The following is an 18,038-nucleotide window of genomic DNA, read 5'->3' as shown; positions in this document are numbered from 1 at the left end:
GCAGCCTCGAAGGAAGGATTGAAATTTATACTTTGTAAAGCCGCAAGTTCTTCTAGTATAAACTGTGATGAAGAGGGTGGTTTGGCAAAAATAATGATACTTTGCGGTGGTGAAAGGCAGGTATGCCTTTTGGTTTATTGTCTGATCATACTTCTGAAAGTAATATGCCTGAGTTAAAATCCATCGCTTATCCCTTGTCGGGGGAGCGGGAGCGTCTGCTGGAAAACCCTGCCTTTCAATTGCTGGTGCTGCTTTCACTATGTATATTTAGTTTCTGGCTGACGGCAGGAGCCGGTTCTCCTGGCCTGATGGAGGCGCGCAATTTTATAACGGCTCGCGAGATGGCGCAGGAGGGGGAGTGGCTGCTGCCCACCATGAACGGGTACCTGCGCCTGGCCAAGCCGCCGCTGCCTACCTGGCTGTCGGCGCTCTCTGGCCTGGCTTTCGGAGGCGTGGAGAACCTGACGGCCTTGCGCCTGCCTGCCGCGCTCATGGCCACCCTATTGGTGCTGTTCCAGTTCCTCCTGGCCCGCCAACTCACCAAAGACAAACAACTGCCCTTCTGGTCAGCTGCTATCCTTATTTCCTGCATCGGCTTCTTCGACTATGGCCGCCAGGCTACCTGGGACATTTTCTGCCACAGCTTTATGCTGGGGGGCATCTGGCTGCTGCACCGGGCCTTTTCCGGCGCGCAGGTAAAGTATAGCTTATACTTGTGGGGCGGGGTGATGCTGGGGCTATCGTTCATGAGCAAGGGGCCTGTTTCGTTTTACGCCATGCTGTTGCCTTACCTGCTGGCCTACAGCTATGGGTATGGCTGGCGTAGCATCAGCGGCAAAGGCCTGCTGCTGACGCTGATCGCTTGCGCCGCTGTGTGCCTGCCCTGGCCGCTCTATGTCTTCTTCTCTGTGCCTAACGCCTTTCAGGCGGTCATCTCGACAGAATCAAGCTCCTGGCTGAACCGCCACCCGCAGCCTTTCTGGTTTTACTGGGGCTTTTTAGGGCAGGCAGGCGTATGGCTGCTGTTTGCGGCGCTGGCGTTGGCCGGCTCTTATGCCGCAAGGCGCATTAACAAGTATGGCAACGCCAAATTTTTGATGGCGTGGGTATGGGCGTGCCTGCTGCTGCTGTCGCTGGTAACCGAGAAGAAGGATCGCTACCTGTTGCCGCTGGTGCCGCCGCTGGCTTTACTCACTTCTTTTTATGTGCGGTATTTGCTGGATGCCCTGCGCGATGAGAAGTATAACGTATGGGAGTGGCGTGTCGTGCAGGTAAACGCAGTGCTGTGGGCGGCCATTGCTTTCGCCTTGCCTTTCGCCCTGCTGTGGTTTCACGTTGAGAAAACGGAGGTCGGTGCCTTCACACTTGCCGCTGCGTTTCTGGTATTTGCTGGCTTAGGCATTCTGATGCTGCGCTATTGGGCAAAAAGGCAACTGCCTGCCTTGTTTCTGGCGGTGGTGGTGCTGCATGCCGTGGCGGTGGTTTTTCTGATGCCCCTGAAAGACATCGCGCAGCGCCGGAACACTAGGTACCAGCCCCTGGCCAGCGTACGGCAACTGCAGGCGGTGCAGCAGCTGCCACTCTATGCGGTGGATGGGATGAGCCCGATCTATGTTTGGGAAGTAGGGCGGCCGGTGGACACGCTGCGGGTGAAACAAGGGCGCCTTCAACTACCGGAGCGGCTGCCGGCGGCGGTGTTCTCCCGACAGCCGCTGGAGGCAGATCAGGTGGCGCAGGATAGCCTGCGCCTGCAGCAGCTAAGGAGCTATCACTTTCACCCGGGCCGGGAAAAAGACGTGTATTACCTCCATGTGATCAGTAAACAGCAAAAGTAGACCAGTGAACACAAAAAAAGCCCCGGCTCCTGAAGCGGAACCGAGGCTTTTTATAAAAATTATGCAGCTGCTTATTAGGCTGCTTTTAGTTTTTGAGATGTCACGTAGAAGTTCTGGTCTACCGTCAGCTTAGCGTTTTTCTTCGCTTTCAGCTCCTGCCACTGGGTAGTTGGCTCCAGCCACTGCTCCTGGCCGTTCAGGGTTACTTTCACAGGCATGTCGAAATTCTCCACGGTGTTAGCCCAACGGTACTGCAGCTTCTTGCCGTCCTGCTTATACTCAAACCTCGGGATGCGCACGTCGCGCAGATACTGGTCGAACACCGGCGCCAGATCGCGGCCCACCTGCTGGCTCAGGTAGATTTCAATTTGCTGTGTCGTGACCGTCTGGTGGTAAAACTCTTTGTTGAGGCCACGCAGGATGCTGCGCCACTTCTCATCGTCGTTTACTACCTGGCGGAGCGTGTGGAGCATGTTGGCTCCTTTAAAGTACATATCTCCCGAGCCAGGGTAGTTCACATCATACTTGCCGATAATGGGGCGGTCGTTTCGGATGTTCTTGCGCAGGCCGATGATATACTCATTGGCAGCCTGGGTGCCGTAGTGGTAGTCCAGGAAAAGCGATTCGGAGTAGTCGGTAAAGCTCTCGTGGATCCACATGTCGGCAATATCCTTGTAGGTGATGTTGTTGGCAAACCACTCGTGGCCGGCTTCATGCACAATAATGTAGTCGAACTTCAGCCCCCAGCCGGTGCCGCTCAAATCGCGGCCGAGGTAACCGTTCTGGTAGCCGTTGCCATAAGTAACAGAGCTTTGGTGCTCCATGCCTAGGTAAGGCACCTCCACCAGTTTAAAGCCGTCTTCATAAAAAGGGTAGGGGCCGAACCAGTGCTCGAAGGCCTGTAGCATTTGGTTAGTCTGCGTGAACTGCTTTTTCGCCTTTTCCAGGTTGTCGCGCAGCACGTAGTAGTTCAGGTCCAGCTCGCCTTTCTCGCCTTTATAGGTGTCAGAGAAATGCACATAGTCGCCGATGTTCACATTCACGCCATAGTTATTGATGGGATTGGCCACGTACCAGCTGTAGGTCTTGCTGCCGTCGGCATGCTCCTGCACATCTTTCAGGCGGCCGTTGCTCACGTCCATCAGGCCCTTGGGGGTGCGCACGCTGATGCGCATGCTGTCCGGCTCGTCGTACATATGGTCTTTGCAGGGCCACCAGAGGCTGGCGCCGTCGCCTTGCACGGAGGTGGCGATAAAAGGCTTGCCGTTATCATCGCGCTGCCAGGTCATGCCGCCGCTCCAGGGCGGGTTCTCGCTCACCTGCGGCCTGCCGCCGTAGAACACTTCTATCGCTTTCTCTTCGCCTGCCTTTTGCGGTTCCTGCAGCTGCACGTACCATACGTTGCCGTCCCGCTGCACGGGCAGCTCCTTTCCGTTCTGGGTCACTTTCTGGATGCGCATCGGCGGCTGCAGGTCTACCTGCATGCGCTGCTTGGGCTCCAGCACCTTGTAGCGAATAATATTGCTGCCCTGCAGGCTGCTGTCTTGCGGGTTTACGCTGATGCTGAGGTCATAAAAGGTGAGGTCCCACCAGGCGCGCTCAGGTGTGATGCTGCCCCGCAGGGTATCCTGGCGGGTAAACTCCTGCGCTTGCGCAGCGGTAGCGCCAAGGCTCAGAAGGCCGCCCAGCGCCAGCGTCCGGAAAAAGTGATGCTTCTTCATGAATGAAGGTTAGAGGTTGATGCGATACAAAAACATCCTGCCCGGAACTGTCTTCCAAAGCAGGATGCGTTAGCTAAGATAGCCTTTTCCGGTGATACTGCCAACAGTACCGGCGTTTTTAGGCCTTTATACCGGGTGCACCATCTCCTTATACTCCGGATGGCGATCAATGTAGGCTTCCACTACCGGGCAGGAGGCGATGATCTTATAGTTATTGGATTTGGCAAACTCCAGGCCGCACTTTACCAGCTCACCGGCTATGCCTTTACCGCGCTGGGTGTCGGGTACGTAGGTATGCTCAAAGTCCATTACTTCGGTTTCGGTATACGTATAGGTCAGCTCCGCGTCATCGCCTTCAAAAGGCACATAAAAGCGGAGGTCTTCTTCGTCGTGAATTACGTCTTTGTTCATTTTATTCTATGTTAGTATGATAGCGTTTACGGGTGATGCGGCCGGGTGTTCCTGCTAATGCCTGGGTTTGGCACGTTCGTACTGCGGTGGCCAGTGGTGTTCATCGCCCAACTCCAGCGCCGCGTGCATCGGGAAGTAGGGGTCGCGGAGCAGCTCACGGGCCAGCAGCACGAGGTCGGCCTGCTTGTTGTCCAGTAGCTCTTCGGCCTGCCGCGCCTCCGTGATCATGCCTACCGCACCGGTGGGTATGTTGGCCTGCTGCTTTACCTGCGCCGCAAAGGGTACCTGGTAGCCGGGTCCAACAGGTATGGTGGCGCGCGGCACGTTGCCGCCGGTGGAGCAGTCTACCAGGTCCACGCCCCGTTCCCGGAGCGCCAGCGCCAGCTGCACCGAGTCATCGCCGGTCCAGCCGTCTTCGGTCCAGTCGGTAGCGGAAATACGTACCAGCAGCGGTTTATCCTCCGGCCATACGTTGCGCACGCGCTCGGTTACCTCCAGCAGCAGCCGGATGCGGTTTTCAAACGAGCCGCCATACTTGTCGGTGCGGCGGTTGCTGAGTGGGGAATAAAACTCGTGCAGCAGGTAGCCATGGGCGGCATGTATCTCGGCCACCACAAAGCCCGCCTCCAAAGAGCGCCGGGCCGCGGCCTCAAACGCATCTTTCAATTCCTCTATCTCCTGCAGCGTCAGTTCGTGGGGCATAGGGCCGTTTTCTGCAAAAGGTATGGCGCTGGGGGCCACGGTCTGCCAGCCGTTCTCCTCCTCCGGGAGTATGGCCGCGCCGCCGTCCCAGGGGCGGTGGTGACTGGCCTTACGCCCGGCGTGGGCCAGCTGTATGCCCGGCACAGCGCCTTGCTCGGAGATAAAACGCGTGATGCGCTGCAGGCCCTCGATGTGAGCATCCTTCCAGATACCCAGGTCGTGCGGGGTAATCCGGCCCTCGGGTACAACGGCGGTGGCTTCCGAAATGACGAGCCCGGCACCGCCCACGGCGCGGCTGCCCAGGTGCACCAGGTGCCAATCAGTGGCAAAGCCGTCCTGGCTGCTGTACATGCACATCGGTGACACGGCAATGCGGTTGCGGAGCGTGATGCCGCGGAGGGTGAGCGGGGAGAAAAGTATCGACATAGTATAAATCCTTTGGTTATCTCAGGTTAACAGCTACCGCCCCGTTTGGTTTTAGATAAGCGGCAGCGGGTTTGGCAGACATGCCCAAGTTAGAAGGTAAATTTATATCTTTAGGGGTTCGCTCTCCAAGACAAGCTACGTAAACGTATGAAAAAGACGCTTCTGACGGCATTTTTGCTCGCCCCATTCCTTGCCATGGCGCAATCTGGAAACACACAGGACCTGACGCAGTACGTAAACCCGATGATCGGCACGGCCAAGATGGGCCATACCTACCCGGGCGCCACGGTGCCCTTCGGCATGGTGCAGCTCAGCCCCGACACCGATACGATTCCTTACGAAGTGAACGGGCAGTACAACAAGGATGTCTACAAATACTGCGCCGGCTACCAGTACGACGACCCTACAATTGTAGGCTTTAGCCATACCCACTTCAGCGGCACGGGCCACTCCGACCTGGGCGACTTTTTGCTGATGCCCACCACCGGCAAGCTGCAGCTGAACCCAGGCACGGAAGACAAACCGGAGAGTGGTTACCGTTCCGCTTTCTCCCACCAAAACGAAAAAGCTGAGCCCGGCTACTACAGGGTACAGCTCGACGACCACAACATCACCGCCGAACTCACGGCTACCAACCGCGTGGGCATGCACCAGTATACGTTCCCTGAGAAGGAGGAAGCGCATGTCATCCTGGATTTGATGCACGGCATCTACAATTACGACGGCAAAAACGTGTGGACCTTTGTGCGCGTGGAAAACGACACACTGGTGACGGGTTATAAGCAGACGAACGGCTGGGCCCGCACCCGCACCGTCTACTTTGCCATGTCCTTCAGCAAGCCGATCAAGAGCTATGGCAACAAGGATTTCTCAGAGCCGCAGGTCTACAAGGGCTTCTGGCGCAAGTTCGACCAGGAGCACAACTTCCCGGAGTTTGCCGGCACCAAGCTGCGCGCCTATTTTAATTTTGATGTGGAGGCAGGGGAGCAACTGCAGGTAAAGTTCGCCCTTTCGCCGGTGAGCACCGAAGGGGCGCTGGCCAATATGCAGGCCGAGGCGCCGGGCTGGGACTTTGAGGGGGTGAGGCGGCAGAGCCAGGCGCTCTGGAATAAAGAACTCAACAAGATCCAGGTAAAAACGCTGGCCAAGGAGGATTTGGTGAACTTCTACACCGCCATGTACCATACTTTCCTGGGGCCGACAACTTATATGGACGTGGACGGCAAGTACCGCGGGCTGGACCAGAACATCCACCAGGCAGAGGGTTTTACGAACTATACTACCTTCTCGCTTTGGGATACTTACCGGGCGCTGCACCCGTTCTTTAACATCGTGCAGCCCAAGCGCAACGCGGACATGGTGAAAAGTATGCTGGCCCACTACGACCAGAGCGTGCATAGGATGCTGCCCGTTTGGTCGCACCACGCCAACGAGAACTGGTGCATGATCGGCTACCATAGCGTGCCGGTGATTGCCGATGCTATCATCAAAGACAATGCTGATTTCGACGTGGAGCGCGCGCTGGAGGCCTGCGTGCAAACAGCCAGAACCCGCTACTACGATGGCCTGGACTATTATATGGACATGGGCTATGTGCCGGAGGACAAGAACGGCTCATCCGTTTCCAAAACGCTGGAGTATGCCTACGACGACTGGTGCATCGCGCAGATGGCCAAAAAGCTGGGCCGCCAGGAGCTGTATGAGGAGTTTATACAGCGATCACAAAACTATAAAAACGTGTATGATGCCCGCACTGGCTACATGCGCCCCAAACTGAGCGACGGCACCTGGAAGAAAGAGTTCGACCCACTGGACACGCACGGGCAGGGCTTCATTGAGGGCAACTCCTGGAACTACAGCCTCTACGTGCCGCACGACCCGGCCACGATGATCGGGATGATGGGCGGCAAGCACCGGTTCGCCCAGCACCTTGACTCGCTTTTTACCATGGAGCTGCCCGACAAGTACTTTGCCAACACCGAGGACATCAGCCGCGACGGCATCATCGGCAACTACGTGCACGGCAACGAGCCCTCTCACCACGTGGCCTACCTCTACAACTGGACCGACGAGCCCTGGAAAACGCAGGAGCGTACGCGTATGATCCTCAAAGCCATGTATAAACCCACCGTGGACGGCCTGGGCGGTAACGACGATTGCGGGCAGATGAGCGCCTGGTACATTTTCAGCGCCTTGGGCTTTTACCCGGTGGCGCCTGGCTCGGAGCAGTACGCCATTGGCAGCCCGGCCGTTAAGGAGGCCCGAATACAGCTAGAAAATGGCAAAACCTTCATTATCCATACCAAAAACCAGCGTGATAAGAATGTGTATGTGCAGCGGATGGAGCTGAACGGCAAGCCACTAAACCGCAGTTACCTGACGCATTCGGAGCTGGCGAAGGGCGGCGAGCTGACCTTTTACATGGGGGCTAAGCCTAACAAAAAGCAGGTAAGCATGCCCTAGCGGGCTGCTTCCGCCAAAATCCGGCTCAGGTCCGTCAGAATGCTGCCCACATCGCGGAGCGTGCGGTTGCTGTTTATGTTGCGCAACGTATGGAGGCACTCGTTCTGCAGCAGCTTGGCTTCGTTTATACTTTGCAGCAGGTCGGGGCGGTACTTCTCCGGAGGCCCCACCATGATGAGGCTGAACTGGTAAATGCAGGCGGCGGTGGCTTCCATGGCCTGTTGCAGCGCTGCTGTGTCCTGCAGGTCGGTGGCGAAGATCTGGGCTGAGTTAAGGTCGGCGATGCCGCGGCGGATGCCCCGGATCTGCGTGGTGATGTGCTCCAGCCGCTTCACACCAATGGAAAGGCGGCTGAGGCGGGTGCGCTTGTTTGTCAGGAAGGGGTTATACTTGAGGCTCTGCTCGGCCAGTTGCAGCGATTTTATACTTCGCTCGGTGGCGGCTATGAGGGCGTCGGTTTCCTGCCTGCCTACCAGCTGGCCCTTCTCGGTTTGCCGCAGCTGCGCCGCCAGAAAGCGCAGCGTCTTGGTGCCCTGCTCTCCAAGGGCGATTATACTTTGCTCTACCTCGGGAATGGCGTTTTGGGGGATTATCAGGGCGTTGATGAGCACAGCCACGACCGAACCCACCACCGTTTCCACCACCCGCTCTATGGCGTAGCCTTCTTCGCGCATGCCAAAAGCCAGCACCAGAAACGAACTCACTGCCACCTGCGATACAATCTGCGGGTTCATGCGGAGCGCCTTGGAGAAGCCCATGCCTATCAAAATCACGAGGAAAATAGAAAAGCTGTTGATGCTAAGCCAGTGCCCGATGAGCAGGCTGACGGCCACCCCGCCGATGATACCGATGATGCGCTGCGTGGCCTTGTCGACAGAATCTGCTACGGTAACCTGTACGGTCAAAATGGAGGCCAGGGGCGCAAAGTAGGGATAGTCAGAGCCCAGTACGCTGGTGGCCACCAGCCACGACACGGAGGCCGCCAACGCCGTCTTAACGATCTGCAGGGAGAGCCCGAAGCGGGCGAATACGTCGAAGGTTCTGGGCATAAGTGGCTATACCAGTGGCGGCCCCTAAGGTTTTTAAAGGGGCCGGGTTCGGGGTAAAGGTATAAACAGAATCCCACAATCCGTGCACCGGCGACTATACTGGTTCAAAAAACCAGCTTTAAGATTGCATAGGCAGTGTTACGGTGAAGGTAGTACCCAGGTCAGGGGCGCTGCTCACTTCCACGCGACCCTGCAGCAGCCTTACCTGTTCCTTTACCAGGTACAGCCCCAGGCCTTTGCCGTCCACGTCTCGATGGAACCGCTTGTACATCCTGAAAAGCGAAGGGCCCACTTGGTCCAGGTCCATGCCGGTGCCGTTGTCGGTTACCGCGATTAGCACCTCCTGCCCCTGCTGCGTCAGCGAAATGCTAATTTGCGGCAGGCGGTCTTTGGACCGGTACTTCAAGGCATTGGAAAGCAGGTTTTGGATGATGCTGGCCAGAAAGGCTTTCACTGTGAACAGCTCCAGCTCGCTGCTGCTGTGGAGGGTAATCGTGGCTTTTGCGCTTTGGATTTCCTCTTTCAAATTATCCAGGCACTGCTGTGTTATAAAAGACAGGTTGCACCATTCGCGCGGCTCGTCCCCTTGGTGGTGCAGGGTCAGCACCTGGTTCAGGTCCTGCACCATAGCATCAAGCTGTTGCGCCGACTGCAGGAGGGCCGTGATGGCAGTTTGGCGGGAAGCCGGTGGCACGTTGTCTTTTTGCAGCAGCTTGCCCAGCCCCAGCAGGCGGGCAATGGGGCTGCGGAAGTCGTGTGCGATCATCTTACGGAACAGTTCCAGTTCATTGTTCTGGCGCTGTAGCTCCTGGGTCGTGCGGAGCAGTTCCTGCTCGTGCCGCTTCTGTACGGTAATGTCTTTGGCTATTCCGAAAACACCCACCATCTCCTGGCCCACCTTCAGCGGGAAATTAGTAACGTCCAGAAAAACGGACTCGCCGCTGCTGCTGCGCACGACCGCCTGGTAGCGCTGCGCGTGGCCGTCTTTGGCCGCTCTGAAATAGTGTGCCGCCTCTTCCCAATGCTCGGGATGTATGGATAGGTAGAAAGGCTGGCCAATCAGTTCGTTTGGCTCCCGTTGCAGTACCTGGCAGGCGGCGTGGTTTACCGTGTGAAAACAATTATCCATGCCGATGGTATAAACCGCGTCAGGGTAGTGGTTGAACAGGAGCCTGTTCAGGCGCTCCAGACGCAGGGAGGCCAGATCGGAGCTAGTTTGCTTAGAGGGTGAGGTGGTGCCGAACATAAGGTACTAAGTTTGTGTGGCTGGCAGTCAGGTATTGTAAGTATGTTCGCTGTTTGTCAGGAACATTGTTTGAGTTGTAGCAGCAGCTCGTCTTCCAGGGGTTTTTGCAGAAAGCCGGCTACCAGAGCGGTGTTGGCGGCGCGGCGGCGCTCCTGCTCATCCACCGAAGATGTAAGTATGTAAATTCGGCAGCGGTCTTTCAGATCACGCTCCACAGGAACGAGCGCCTCCAGAAAGTCCCACCCGCTCAGGAAAGGCATGTTCAGGTCAAGGAAAATGATTTCCGGAAGCGCGTCCGGGTTGCCGTTATGGGCGCTCTCCAGCAAGTCGTTCAGTGCTTTCTGGGCATCCAGGTAGCCTTTGCACTCCGCCGCAAAACACTCCGCCTCCATAATAGCCTCTGCCAGAAAGATGCTTACCTCGTCGTCGTCTACAATGTATACTTTCTTAAACATGCTTTGCTCCTAAATATATCTTAAATGTTGTACCCGCTTCAGGGGCACTTTCCACTTCTATCTTTCCGCTCAGGGCCTGCACCTGCGTTTTTACCAGGAAAAGTCCGATGCCCTTGCCGTATGTGTTGGGGTGGAAACGCTTGTACAGCTGAAACAAGTGGTGCTGCACCAGGTGCTTTTCCATGCCGGAGCCGTTGTCGCTAACGGTAAGCACATAGCCGCGCGCATCCCGCTCGGCGGCAATCGTCAGCTCCAGTGCCCGCTCCTGCGACCTATACTTTAAACTGTTAGACAAGAGGTTGTACAGGATGCTGTACAGGTAGGCGTGTATGGAGATCAGGCAGACATCGGGGCTGATCTGAACCGTTACCTTTGCGTTGGTGTGTGTTATTTCCTGTTGCAGGTGGTCCAGCACCTCGTGGCATACTTGCAGCAGGCATACCTTTTGGCGGGAGGCAACACGGCCTGAATCGCGCAGCGACAGGATCTGGTTTATGTCCCGCACCACCTCGTCGAGCTGGTGCACAGAGTCATGGAGTTTGACCACGGCGGTATCGAAGCTGTCGCTCTCCTTCGAGAGCCTTTGCATGAGCTGGCTCAGGCCCAGCGCATTGGCCAGCGGCGCCCGCAGGTTGTGCGAGATCATGTAAGTGAACTGCTGCAGGTCCAGGTTGTGCTTGTAGAGGTCATCTGCCAGCTTCAGCAGTTTCTTCTCGGCCTCCTTTTTCTCCGTTACATCGGTTTGGATGGCCACATAGTTTATCAGTTCCCCGTCCTGGTCAAAAATAGGCATTACATCTATGCAGAGCCAAAGCTGCTCGCCGGTTTTGCGGTAGTTCAGCACCTCCTCCGAAAACGGCTTCTTCTCCTCATACTTTTGGAAGATTCTGCTCCGTACGGCAGGGTCGGTGCCGGCACCCTGCAGCAGATGGCTGGGCACATGGCCCACCACTTCGGTGCGGTTATACCCGGTTAGGCGGCAAAAGCCGTCATTCACCCATTCTATGCGCCCTTTCGCATCCATAATCACCACCCCGTTCACCGTTTTGCTGGCCATCAGCGAAAGCTGCTCCACCTCACGCTGCCGCTTTTTTTCCTCGGTAATGTCGCGGGCTATGCCTTCGGCGCCAAGCAGCACTCCTTTAAAAAAGACCGGGATCACTGCGATGCTGATCTCTTTGCGCTTGCCTTGCCTGGTCAGGATGCTTGCCTCCAGGGAGTATGACTGGCCAGCCCATACGTTCTGCATGGCTTTTTCGGCATCTTCGTAGCCTTCCGGGTGTAGCAGCAGGGAATAGCTGGCCCCGAGTAGCTGATCGTCGGGATAGCCTGTCAGGGTTTCCATGTGCCTGTTCACCTTCTGGAAGCACCCCTGCAGGTCCAGCGTAAACACAGCATCAGGATGCTCGAAGAAAAGCGACTCATAGTATGCCTGATGCACATATTGGGCTGACACGCCTGCACCCGGCACCTGTTGTATGTGCAACAGTATACCTGCGATTTGCGCGTGTTGCAGCATGTTTTTCGCAGCGCCCTCGAACCATACAAACGCTCCGTTCTTGGCCATTAACCGGAAAGGGGGAAAGCTAAGCTGATCAGTGATCAACAGGGCATCAAGCGCTTCCTGGGCGGCGGAAAAGTCCTGGGGGTGCAGCAAGTCGATGAGCGAAGTTCCCAGCAGCTCCTCGGGCCTGTAACCCAGCGCCGTGGCTAAAGCATCACTTATAAAGGTAAATAGCCGCTCCGGGCCCAGTACAAGCGTATGGTGCGGGCTGTTGGCCAGGATGGCGCTATAAAAATCCTGAGAGCGGCTTTGGGTGGAGCCTTGTAGGACCTCTGGTTGCAAAGTGATTTTTCTAAATTTTTCAGTTAGGTGGCCGGAAATATCGCTTCAAAAATTAAAGGCTGTAACCTATAATCAGATTGAACTCTCCGAGGCAGGCAATATACATAATAATTATATAATCCAATTCCTGGATTTTTGTTGGGAGGGTTAACTTATTGATAGATAAGTATAAATAGTTTTTTGCGCCGAAAGATCTAGCTGCCGGTATATAGGCGGCGTTTGCCCAGTGTTTAAACAAAGTTTTTACTTGTGCCAATGTTGTATAACTTGCTATTAATCCATGCTTTTTTTGCATAGATGCTGTGTCCCCCAGATATGGGTTGTTTCTTCTTTTTTGCTTATAAAAGTATAATGGCTTGCTTATGAGAATCTTTACAGTATGCAGCACGCTTGTGCTTTTCCTGCTGCTTCTATCGTGGCGGGCCCAGGGGCAGGTTGTCTCCACAGAACCGGCTTTCCCGACCGCTGATGAGCCGGTAACCATCACCTTTGACCTGAAGAAGGCCACCGACAGCCGCGCCAAGGGGCTGCTGGGCAAGACAAGCGACGTATACCTCTGGTCGGGGGCAGGCACAACCGAGGCCGGCGGTGCCTTTGAGTACCAGCCGGCCGGGCAGACAAACTGGAACGCCCCTTTCGAGCCCGGCAAAATGACGCCGCTCGGCGATGATAAATGGCAGATTACGCTTGTGCCGCGCACCTACTTTGGCGTACCCGCCGACAAGCCTATCGTAAAGCTGGGCTTACTGCTGAAAAACGGCAGCGGATCGGCCCAGACAGAAGACATCGTTATAGATGTCTATGAAGATGCCTTTACAGTCGGGTTTCAGCAGCCCACCCGGGAGTTCTTTTTTGTGGAGGCCAACAGCAGCCTGCAGGTCGTGGCGGCTTCCTCTGAGGCAGCTACGCTGCGCCTGTTGCAGGACGGCAAGGAGCTGGCGCTTGTGGAGAAGGCGCAGGAGCTAGCTTATACTTTAAACACCGGCGCAGCGCGTGGCGTGCGCCACGAAGTAGTGGTGGAGGCAACCACAGCCAACGAAACCGTGACCGACGCCTTTGCCTATAGGGTGGAGCCAGAGCCGCTGGTGGAGGCGCTGCCCGCCGGCATGCAGGACGGCATCAATTACGTGGATGCCGATGAGGCGGTGCTGGTGCTGTATGCCCCTGCCAAGAGCTTTGTGTATGTGATCGGCGAGTTTAACAACTGGCAGCCTTCTGAAAACTACCTGATGCACCGCACCCCCGATGGCGAACGCTATTGGCTTCGGCTGGCTGACTTGCCGGCAGGGCAGGAGATTGCCTACCAGTACCTGGTAGACGGCGACATAGCGGTGGCAGACCCTTACACAGAAAAAATACTGGACCCCGATAACGACAAGTACCTGACGGATGCGAACTACCCCGGCTTAAAGCCATACCCTGCGGGAGCCTCCGGCATCGTGTCGGTTTTGCAAACGGACCAGGCGGCGTATGCGTGGGAGGTAACGGATTTCGAGCGCCCGGAGGTGGACCAACTGGTGATTTACGAACTACTGGTGCGCGATTTTGTGGCTACCCGCAACTACAAAACCCTGACCGATACTTTGAGCTACTTCAAGCGCCTGGGTATAAACGCCATCGAGCTGATGCCCATCATGGAGTTTACCGGCAACGAGTCGTGGGGCTACAACCCTACCTTTTACTTTGCACCGGACAAAGCCTACGGCACAGAGGAGGACTTGAAAGCCTTTATTGATGCGGCACACGAGGCCGGTATTGCCATTATACTGGATGTGGTGCTGAACCAGGCCGACTATGAGTTCCCGTATGTAAAGCTATACTGGGACGGCGACCGGCCTGCAGCCGACAATCCATACTTTAACCAGCAGGCAACGCACCCGTTCAGCGTGTTTTTTGATTTTAACCATGAGAGCCTGGCCACCAAGGCCTTTGTGAAGCGGGTGACTGCGTATTGGCTGGACGAGTACAACGTGGATGGTTTCCGCTTCGACCTGTCGAAGGGCTTTACGCAGCAAAACTCGGGCGATGACGTAGGGGCCTGGAGCGCTTACGACGCCAGCCGCGTTGCCACCTGGAAACGCATCTACGACGAGATCCGCGCTGTGGACGAGTCGGCGTATGTAATTCTGGAGCATTTTGCCGATAACAGCGAGGAAAAAGAGCTGGCTGATTATGGCATGCTGTTCTGGGCCAATGCCAACTATGACTTCCGCAACCTGGGCAAAGGGCAGAACGCCAATCCGCAGTGGATCTCTTACCAAAACAAAGTCTGGCAACAGCCCCATGCCATCGGCTTTATCGAAAGCCACGACGAAGAGCGCTTTCTGTATGACGTGAAGCTAAACGGGCAGACGACAGGCAGCTACAGCACCCGAAACCAGGCCACCGCCCTGAACCGCGCCAAGCTGGCAGCAGCCTTTGCGCTAGCCGTTCCCGGGCCAAAGATGATCTGGCAGTTTGGGGAGCTTGGGTATGATGAGTCTATCGAGAAGAACGGTCGCACCGGCAACAAGCCGCTGCACTGGGAGTACCAGAACAACGCGGACCGGACGAAACTCTACCAGGTATACGCCGCGCTGATCAAGCTGAAAACCACGCAGCCGGCCTTTGGCACAAGCCAGTTCACCCTCGACTTCGAAGACCTGGTGAAGCGCCTGACGCTGGACGGGGAGGACATGGACGTGTTCCTGATCGGGAACTTTGACATCCGGGATCAGGAAGTAGCCGCTAACTTCCCGCAGGCCGGCAACTGGTACGAGTATTTCACGGGGCAGGAGCTGCTGGTAACAGACCCGCAGCGCCCGATCATGCTGCAGCCCGGGGAGTTCAGGCTGTTTACCACGCAAAAACTGGCGACGCCTGCGCCTGAGCTGTTACCGTGGTCTAAGGTTGTACTTGCTGCGGAAGACGAACTCACTGCCGGGGCAGGCCTGATGGCCTATCCAAACCCGAATGCTGGCGCAGTGGTGGTACAGCTGGATAATAACTACCGGGGGCCGGTGCAGTTGCAGGTGCAGGACGCTACCGGCCGGGTGGTGTACCGCCAGGATGTTACCAAAACGCAACAGGTATTGCAGCAGCCTTTAAAGCTGCAGCACGAGGCCAATGGCTTATACTTTCTGCAGGTGACTACCGGAGGCAGCCGCACGGTGCAAAAACTCGTGAAGGCAGCGGAGTAAGTATAGATTTCAGTATAAAAGAGGGATAAACCATGCGGCCTGCGCCTATTATACCATAGGTGCAGGCCGCTTTGGCTTTTATGGTAAATCCCCTTTTCTGAGAACCTATGATTCATACTTTACAGCTATTCAAAAAGCTTTTACCGTTGGCAGTTTGTTTCTTCCTTGCCAGTACGCTCACGCATGCCCAGGGCAAAGAGGGCGTGTATGTAGATAAACAGGGCGTGCTGCGCTGGCAGAAGAACAATAAGGAAGCGGCCTTTTTTGGCGTGAACTATACTATCCCGTTTGCCTATGGCTACCGCTCGCACCAGGCCCTGCAGGCAGACCTGGAAAAAGCGATAGACCAGGACGTGTACCACTTCGCCCGGATGGGGATTGATGCGTTTCGGGTGCACGTGTGGGACACGGAGATATCGGATTCGGTCGGTAATCTGCTAGAGAATGAGCACCTGCGCCTGTTCGATTACCTGGTCGCCAAACTCAAAGAGCGCAACATCAAAATCATGCTGACGCCTATTGCCTACTGGGGTTCGGGCTATCCGGAGCCGGACGTGAAGACAGCAGGCTTCTCCAGCATCTATAACAAGCAGCAGGCCGTAACGGAGGAGAAAGCTTTTCTGGCGCAGGAGCGTTACCTGCAGCAGTTCTTTCAGCACGTAAACCCTTATACCAAGCTTACTTACCAGAACGACCCGGCTATTATTGCCGCCGAGATCAACAACGAGCCGAAGCACAGCGGACCCAAGGCCCGGGCCACGGAGTTTGTAAACCGCATGGTGGCCGCTGTTCGGGGCACCGGCTGGACCAAGCCCATCTTCTACAACATCAGCGAGTCGCCAACCTATGCCGACGCCGTAGCCAAAGCCAACATCCAGGGCGTCAGCTTTCAGTGGTACCCAACGGGGCTGGTGGCCAACCGCACGCTGCAGGGCAACTACCTGCCGCACGTAGACACGTATCACATCCCGTTCGACACGATTCCGGAGTTTGCCGGCAAAGCGCGGATGGTGTATGAGTTTGATGCCGGCGATGTGCTGCAGTCGAACATGTACCCGGCTATGGCGAGAAGCTTTCGGGGGGCAGGATTTCAGTGGGCCACACAGTTTGCCTACGACCCGATGGCTACCGCCTACGGCAATACCGAATACCAGACGCACTACCTCAACCTGGCTTACACGCCCTCCAAGGCAGTAAGTTTGATGATCGCCTCAGAAGCCTTTCATGCGTTGCCGCGGGGCAAGCGCTACGGCACTTTCCCTGCCGATACTGTATTCGATGTGTTTCGGGTGAGCTATACATCGGGGCTGAGCGAGATGAACAGCCCGGAGAAGTTCTACTACTCCAACTCCACGGCCACCAAGCCAACGCAAATCGCTAAGCTAACTCAAATAGCGGGCGTAGGAAGCTCTGCCGTTGTGCAGTACAGCGGCACCGGCGCCTACTTTCTGGATAAGGTAGGCAAGGGCGTGTGGCGGCTGGAGGTGATGCCGGATGCCATCCATGTGCGCGATCCGTTTGCCAAAGCCTCGCCCCAAAAGGTGGTCACGCGCATTGTGTGGCAGCAGCACCCCATGCAGCTTGCCTTAGCCGACCTGGGCGAAAAGTTCAGCATACAGGGTATAAACGAGGGCAACAAGTATACTGCACAGGCCGCAGAAGGCCGCTTCCTTATACAGCCCGGCACTTACCTGGTTACCCGCGCCGGCAAAACGGGAGAAAAGATCAAAGCAGATGCTTTAGGAGCCATTGGCCTGCGCGAGTTTGTGGCGCCAAAGCAGAACATAAGTACAGTGGACCTGCTGCACCAGCCAGGCACTACCGCCACGGCCGGCAAGCCACTGAAAATTGTGGCCAGGATAGTAGGCGCAGACAGCGCCGCCAAGGTGACAGTGGCCGCCAATAACCTGTCTGGAGTTTGGAAAACCGTGGAGATGCAGCAGGTGAGGCCTTATACTTTTGAGGCAGAACTGCCCGCAGACCTGATGACGCCCGGGCTTGTAAAGTATAGAATTATGGTGCAGCAAGGGGAGGGGCAGTTCACCACGTTCCCCGGAGGGCACCCAGGCAACCCCTGGGCCTGGGATTACACCGCCAGCGACACCTGGGAAACTTTCGTCGCCTCCTCCGGCACCAGGCTCAGCCTCTTCAACCCAACCACGGATCAGGAAGTTGTTGCGTTCCCGAACCTCTGGAGAAGCAATGAGCGGCAGTATACGGCAGGCACTAGATCAGGTGAGCTTGTGCTGCGCCTGGCGGTAGAGCGGTTGCCTGCGGAAGGAGTGATGGGCTTTCAGTACTATGTGGGGGATAAGCTGGATAACAGAGCAACGGAGCTGCAGGCGTTTAGGAAACTGGTTGTGAAGGCCCGCGCCACTACCCCAGGGCCAGTCAAAGCCAATATTACGTTAATTACGGCAGATGCCGCTGCCTATACCGCCACCGTTACGCTAAATTCTGAGATGAAGCAGATAGAAGTGCCGTTGCAAAGCCTGCAGCCATCTTCTTTCCTGCTGTTGCCCAGGCCATACCCGGGCTTCCACCCGCTCCGCTTTACCCCATCCAGCCAAGGGCCTTTACAGGTAAGCGAGGTAGAGCAGATGCAGCTGACAGTTGGAGAGGGCGCTGAAGCCAAGGGGAAGAAGTATGGTTTTGAAATACAGGGAGTTTGGCTTGAGAAATAAGGTGAGTAAGTAATAACCTTC

General features: G+C 56.2%; 11 protein-coding genes. 4 read left to right on the top strand and 7 right to left on the bottom strand.

The annotated features are described in order from the left end of the window. Positions 1–164: 164 nt before the first annotated feature. Positions 165–1,835, top strand: a complete 1,671-nt coding sequence (locus FJM65_RS03270) for an ArnT family glycosyltransferase (protein WP_181163623.1) — start codon at positions 165–167, stop codon at positions 1,833–1,835. A gap of 74 nt (positions 1,836–1,909) precedes the next feature. On the opposite strand, the gene FJM65_RS03265 is transcribed toward FJM65_RS03270, so the two are convergent. The 3 genes from FJM65_RS03265 to namA all read right to left on the bottom strand — a co-directional run bounded on the left by FJM65_RS03265 (position 1,910) and on the right by namA (position 5,095). Continuing rightward, positions 1,910–3,556, bottom strand: a complete 1,647-nt coding sequence (locus FJM65_RS03265) for a M1 family metallopeptidase (protein WP_140619353.1) — start codon at positions 3,554–3,556, stop codon at positions 1,910–1,912. A gap of 126 nt (positions 3,557–3,682) precedes the next feature. Next, positions 3,683–3,967, bottom strand: coding sequence for a GNAT family N-acetyltransferase (locus tag FJM65_RS03260; protein ID WP_140619352.1), 285 nt, complete (start codon positions 3,965–3,967; stop codon positions 3,683–3,685). 54 nt (positions 3,968–4,021) lie between these two features. After that, entirely contained in the window at positions 4,022–5,095 is a 1,074-nt protein-coding gene (gene namA / locus FJM65_RS03255) for an NADPH dehydrogenase NamA (RefSeq protein WP_140619350.1), read from the bottom strand. Between the two features lie 147 nt (positions 5,096–5,242). Here namA and FJM65_RS03250 point away from each other — a divergent pair, with 147 nt between their 5' ends. Then, positions 5,243–7,558: a GH92 family glycosyl hydrolase gene (locus FJM65_RS03250; RefSeq protein ID WP_140619349.1), complete on the top strand. Its 2,316-nt coding sequence runs from the start codon at positions 5,243–5,245 to the stop codon at positions 7,556–7,558. Here FJM65_RS03250 and FJM65_RS03245 read toward each other — a convergent pair. The 4 genes from FJM65_RS03245 to FJM65_RS03230 all read right to left on the bottom strand — a co-directional run bounded on the left by FJM65_RS03245 (position 7,555) and on the right by FJM65_RS03230 (position 12,154). Then, positions 7,555–8,607 (bottom strand): FUSC family protein, encoded by a 1,053-nt coding sequence (locus tag FJM65_RS03245; protein WP_140619347.1) that lies wholly within the window; start codon positions 8,605–8,607, stop codon positions 7,555–7,557. The genes FJM65_RS03250 and FJM65_RS03245 overlap by 4 nt on opposite strands. A 118-nt stretch (positions 8,608–8,725) precedes the next feature. After that, on the bottom strand, positions 8,726–9,853 hold the full coding sequence (locus tag FJM65_RS03240; protein WP_140619346.1) for a sensor histidine kinase: 1,128 nt from the start codon (positions 9,851–9,853) through the stop codon (positions 8,726–8,728). 56 nt (positions 9,854–9,909) lie between these two features. Continuing rightward, positions 9,910–10,308, bottom strand: a complete 399-nt coding sequence (locus FJM65_RS03235) for a response regulator (protein ID WP_140619344.1) — start codon at positions 10,306–10,308, stop codon at positions 9,910–9,912. Next, a complete protein-coding gene (locus FJM65_RS03230) occupies positions 10,301–12,154 on the bottom strand; it encodes a PAS domain-containing sensor histidine kinase (RefSeq protein WP_140619342.1) in 1,854 nt (617 codons plus the stop codon). Before FJM65_RS03230 ends, FJM65_RS03235 begins: the two co-directional genes overlap by 8 nt. A 362-nt stretch (positions 12,155–12,516) precedes the next feature. On the opposite strand from FJM65_RS03230, the gene FJM65_RS03225 reads away from it, so the two are divergent. Together FJM65_RS03225 and FJM65_RS03220 are read left to right on the top strand one after the other, a co-directional pair. Further along, positions 12,517–15,333, top strand: coding sequence for a DUF4961 domain-containing protein (locus FJM65_RS03225; protein ID WP_140619340.1), 2,817 nt, complete (start codon positions 12,517–12,519; stop codon positions 15,331–15,333). A gap of 107 nt (positions 15,334–15,440) precedes the next feature. Continuing rightward, entirely contained in the window at positions 15,441–18,017 is a 2,577-nt protein-coding gene (locus FJM65_RS03220) for a cellulase family glycosylhydrolase (protein WP_140619339.1), read from the top strand. Positions 18,018–18,038 lie beyond the last annotated feature (21 nt).

The organism is Pontibacter mangrovi, from assembly GCF_006385705.1.
Classification (GTDB): Bacteria; Bacteroidota; Bacteroidia; order Cytophagales; family Hymenobacteraceae; genus Pontibacter; species Pontibacter mangrovi.
The sequence above is the reverse complement of the archived record's forward strand: the minus strand, read 5'-3'. Positions and strand labels throughout refer to the sequence as shown.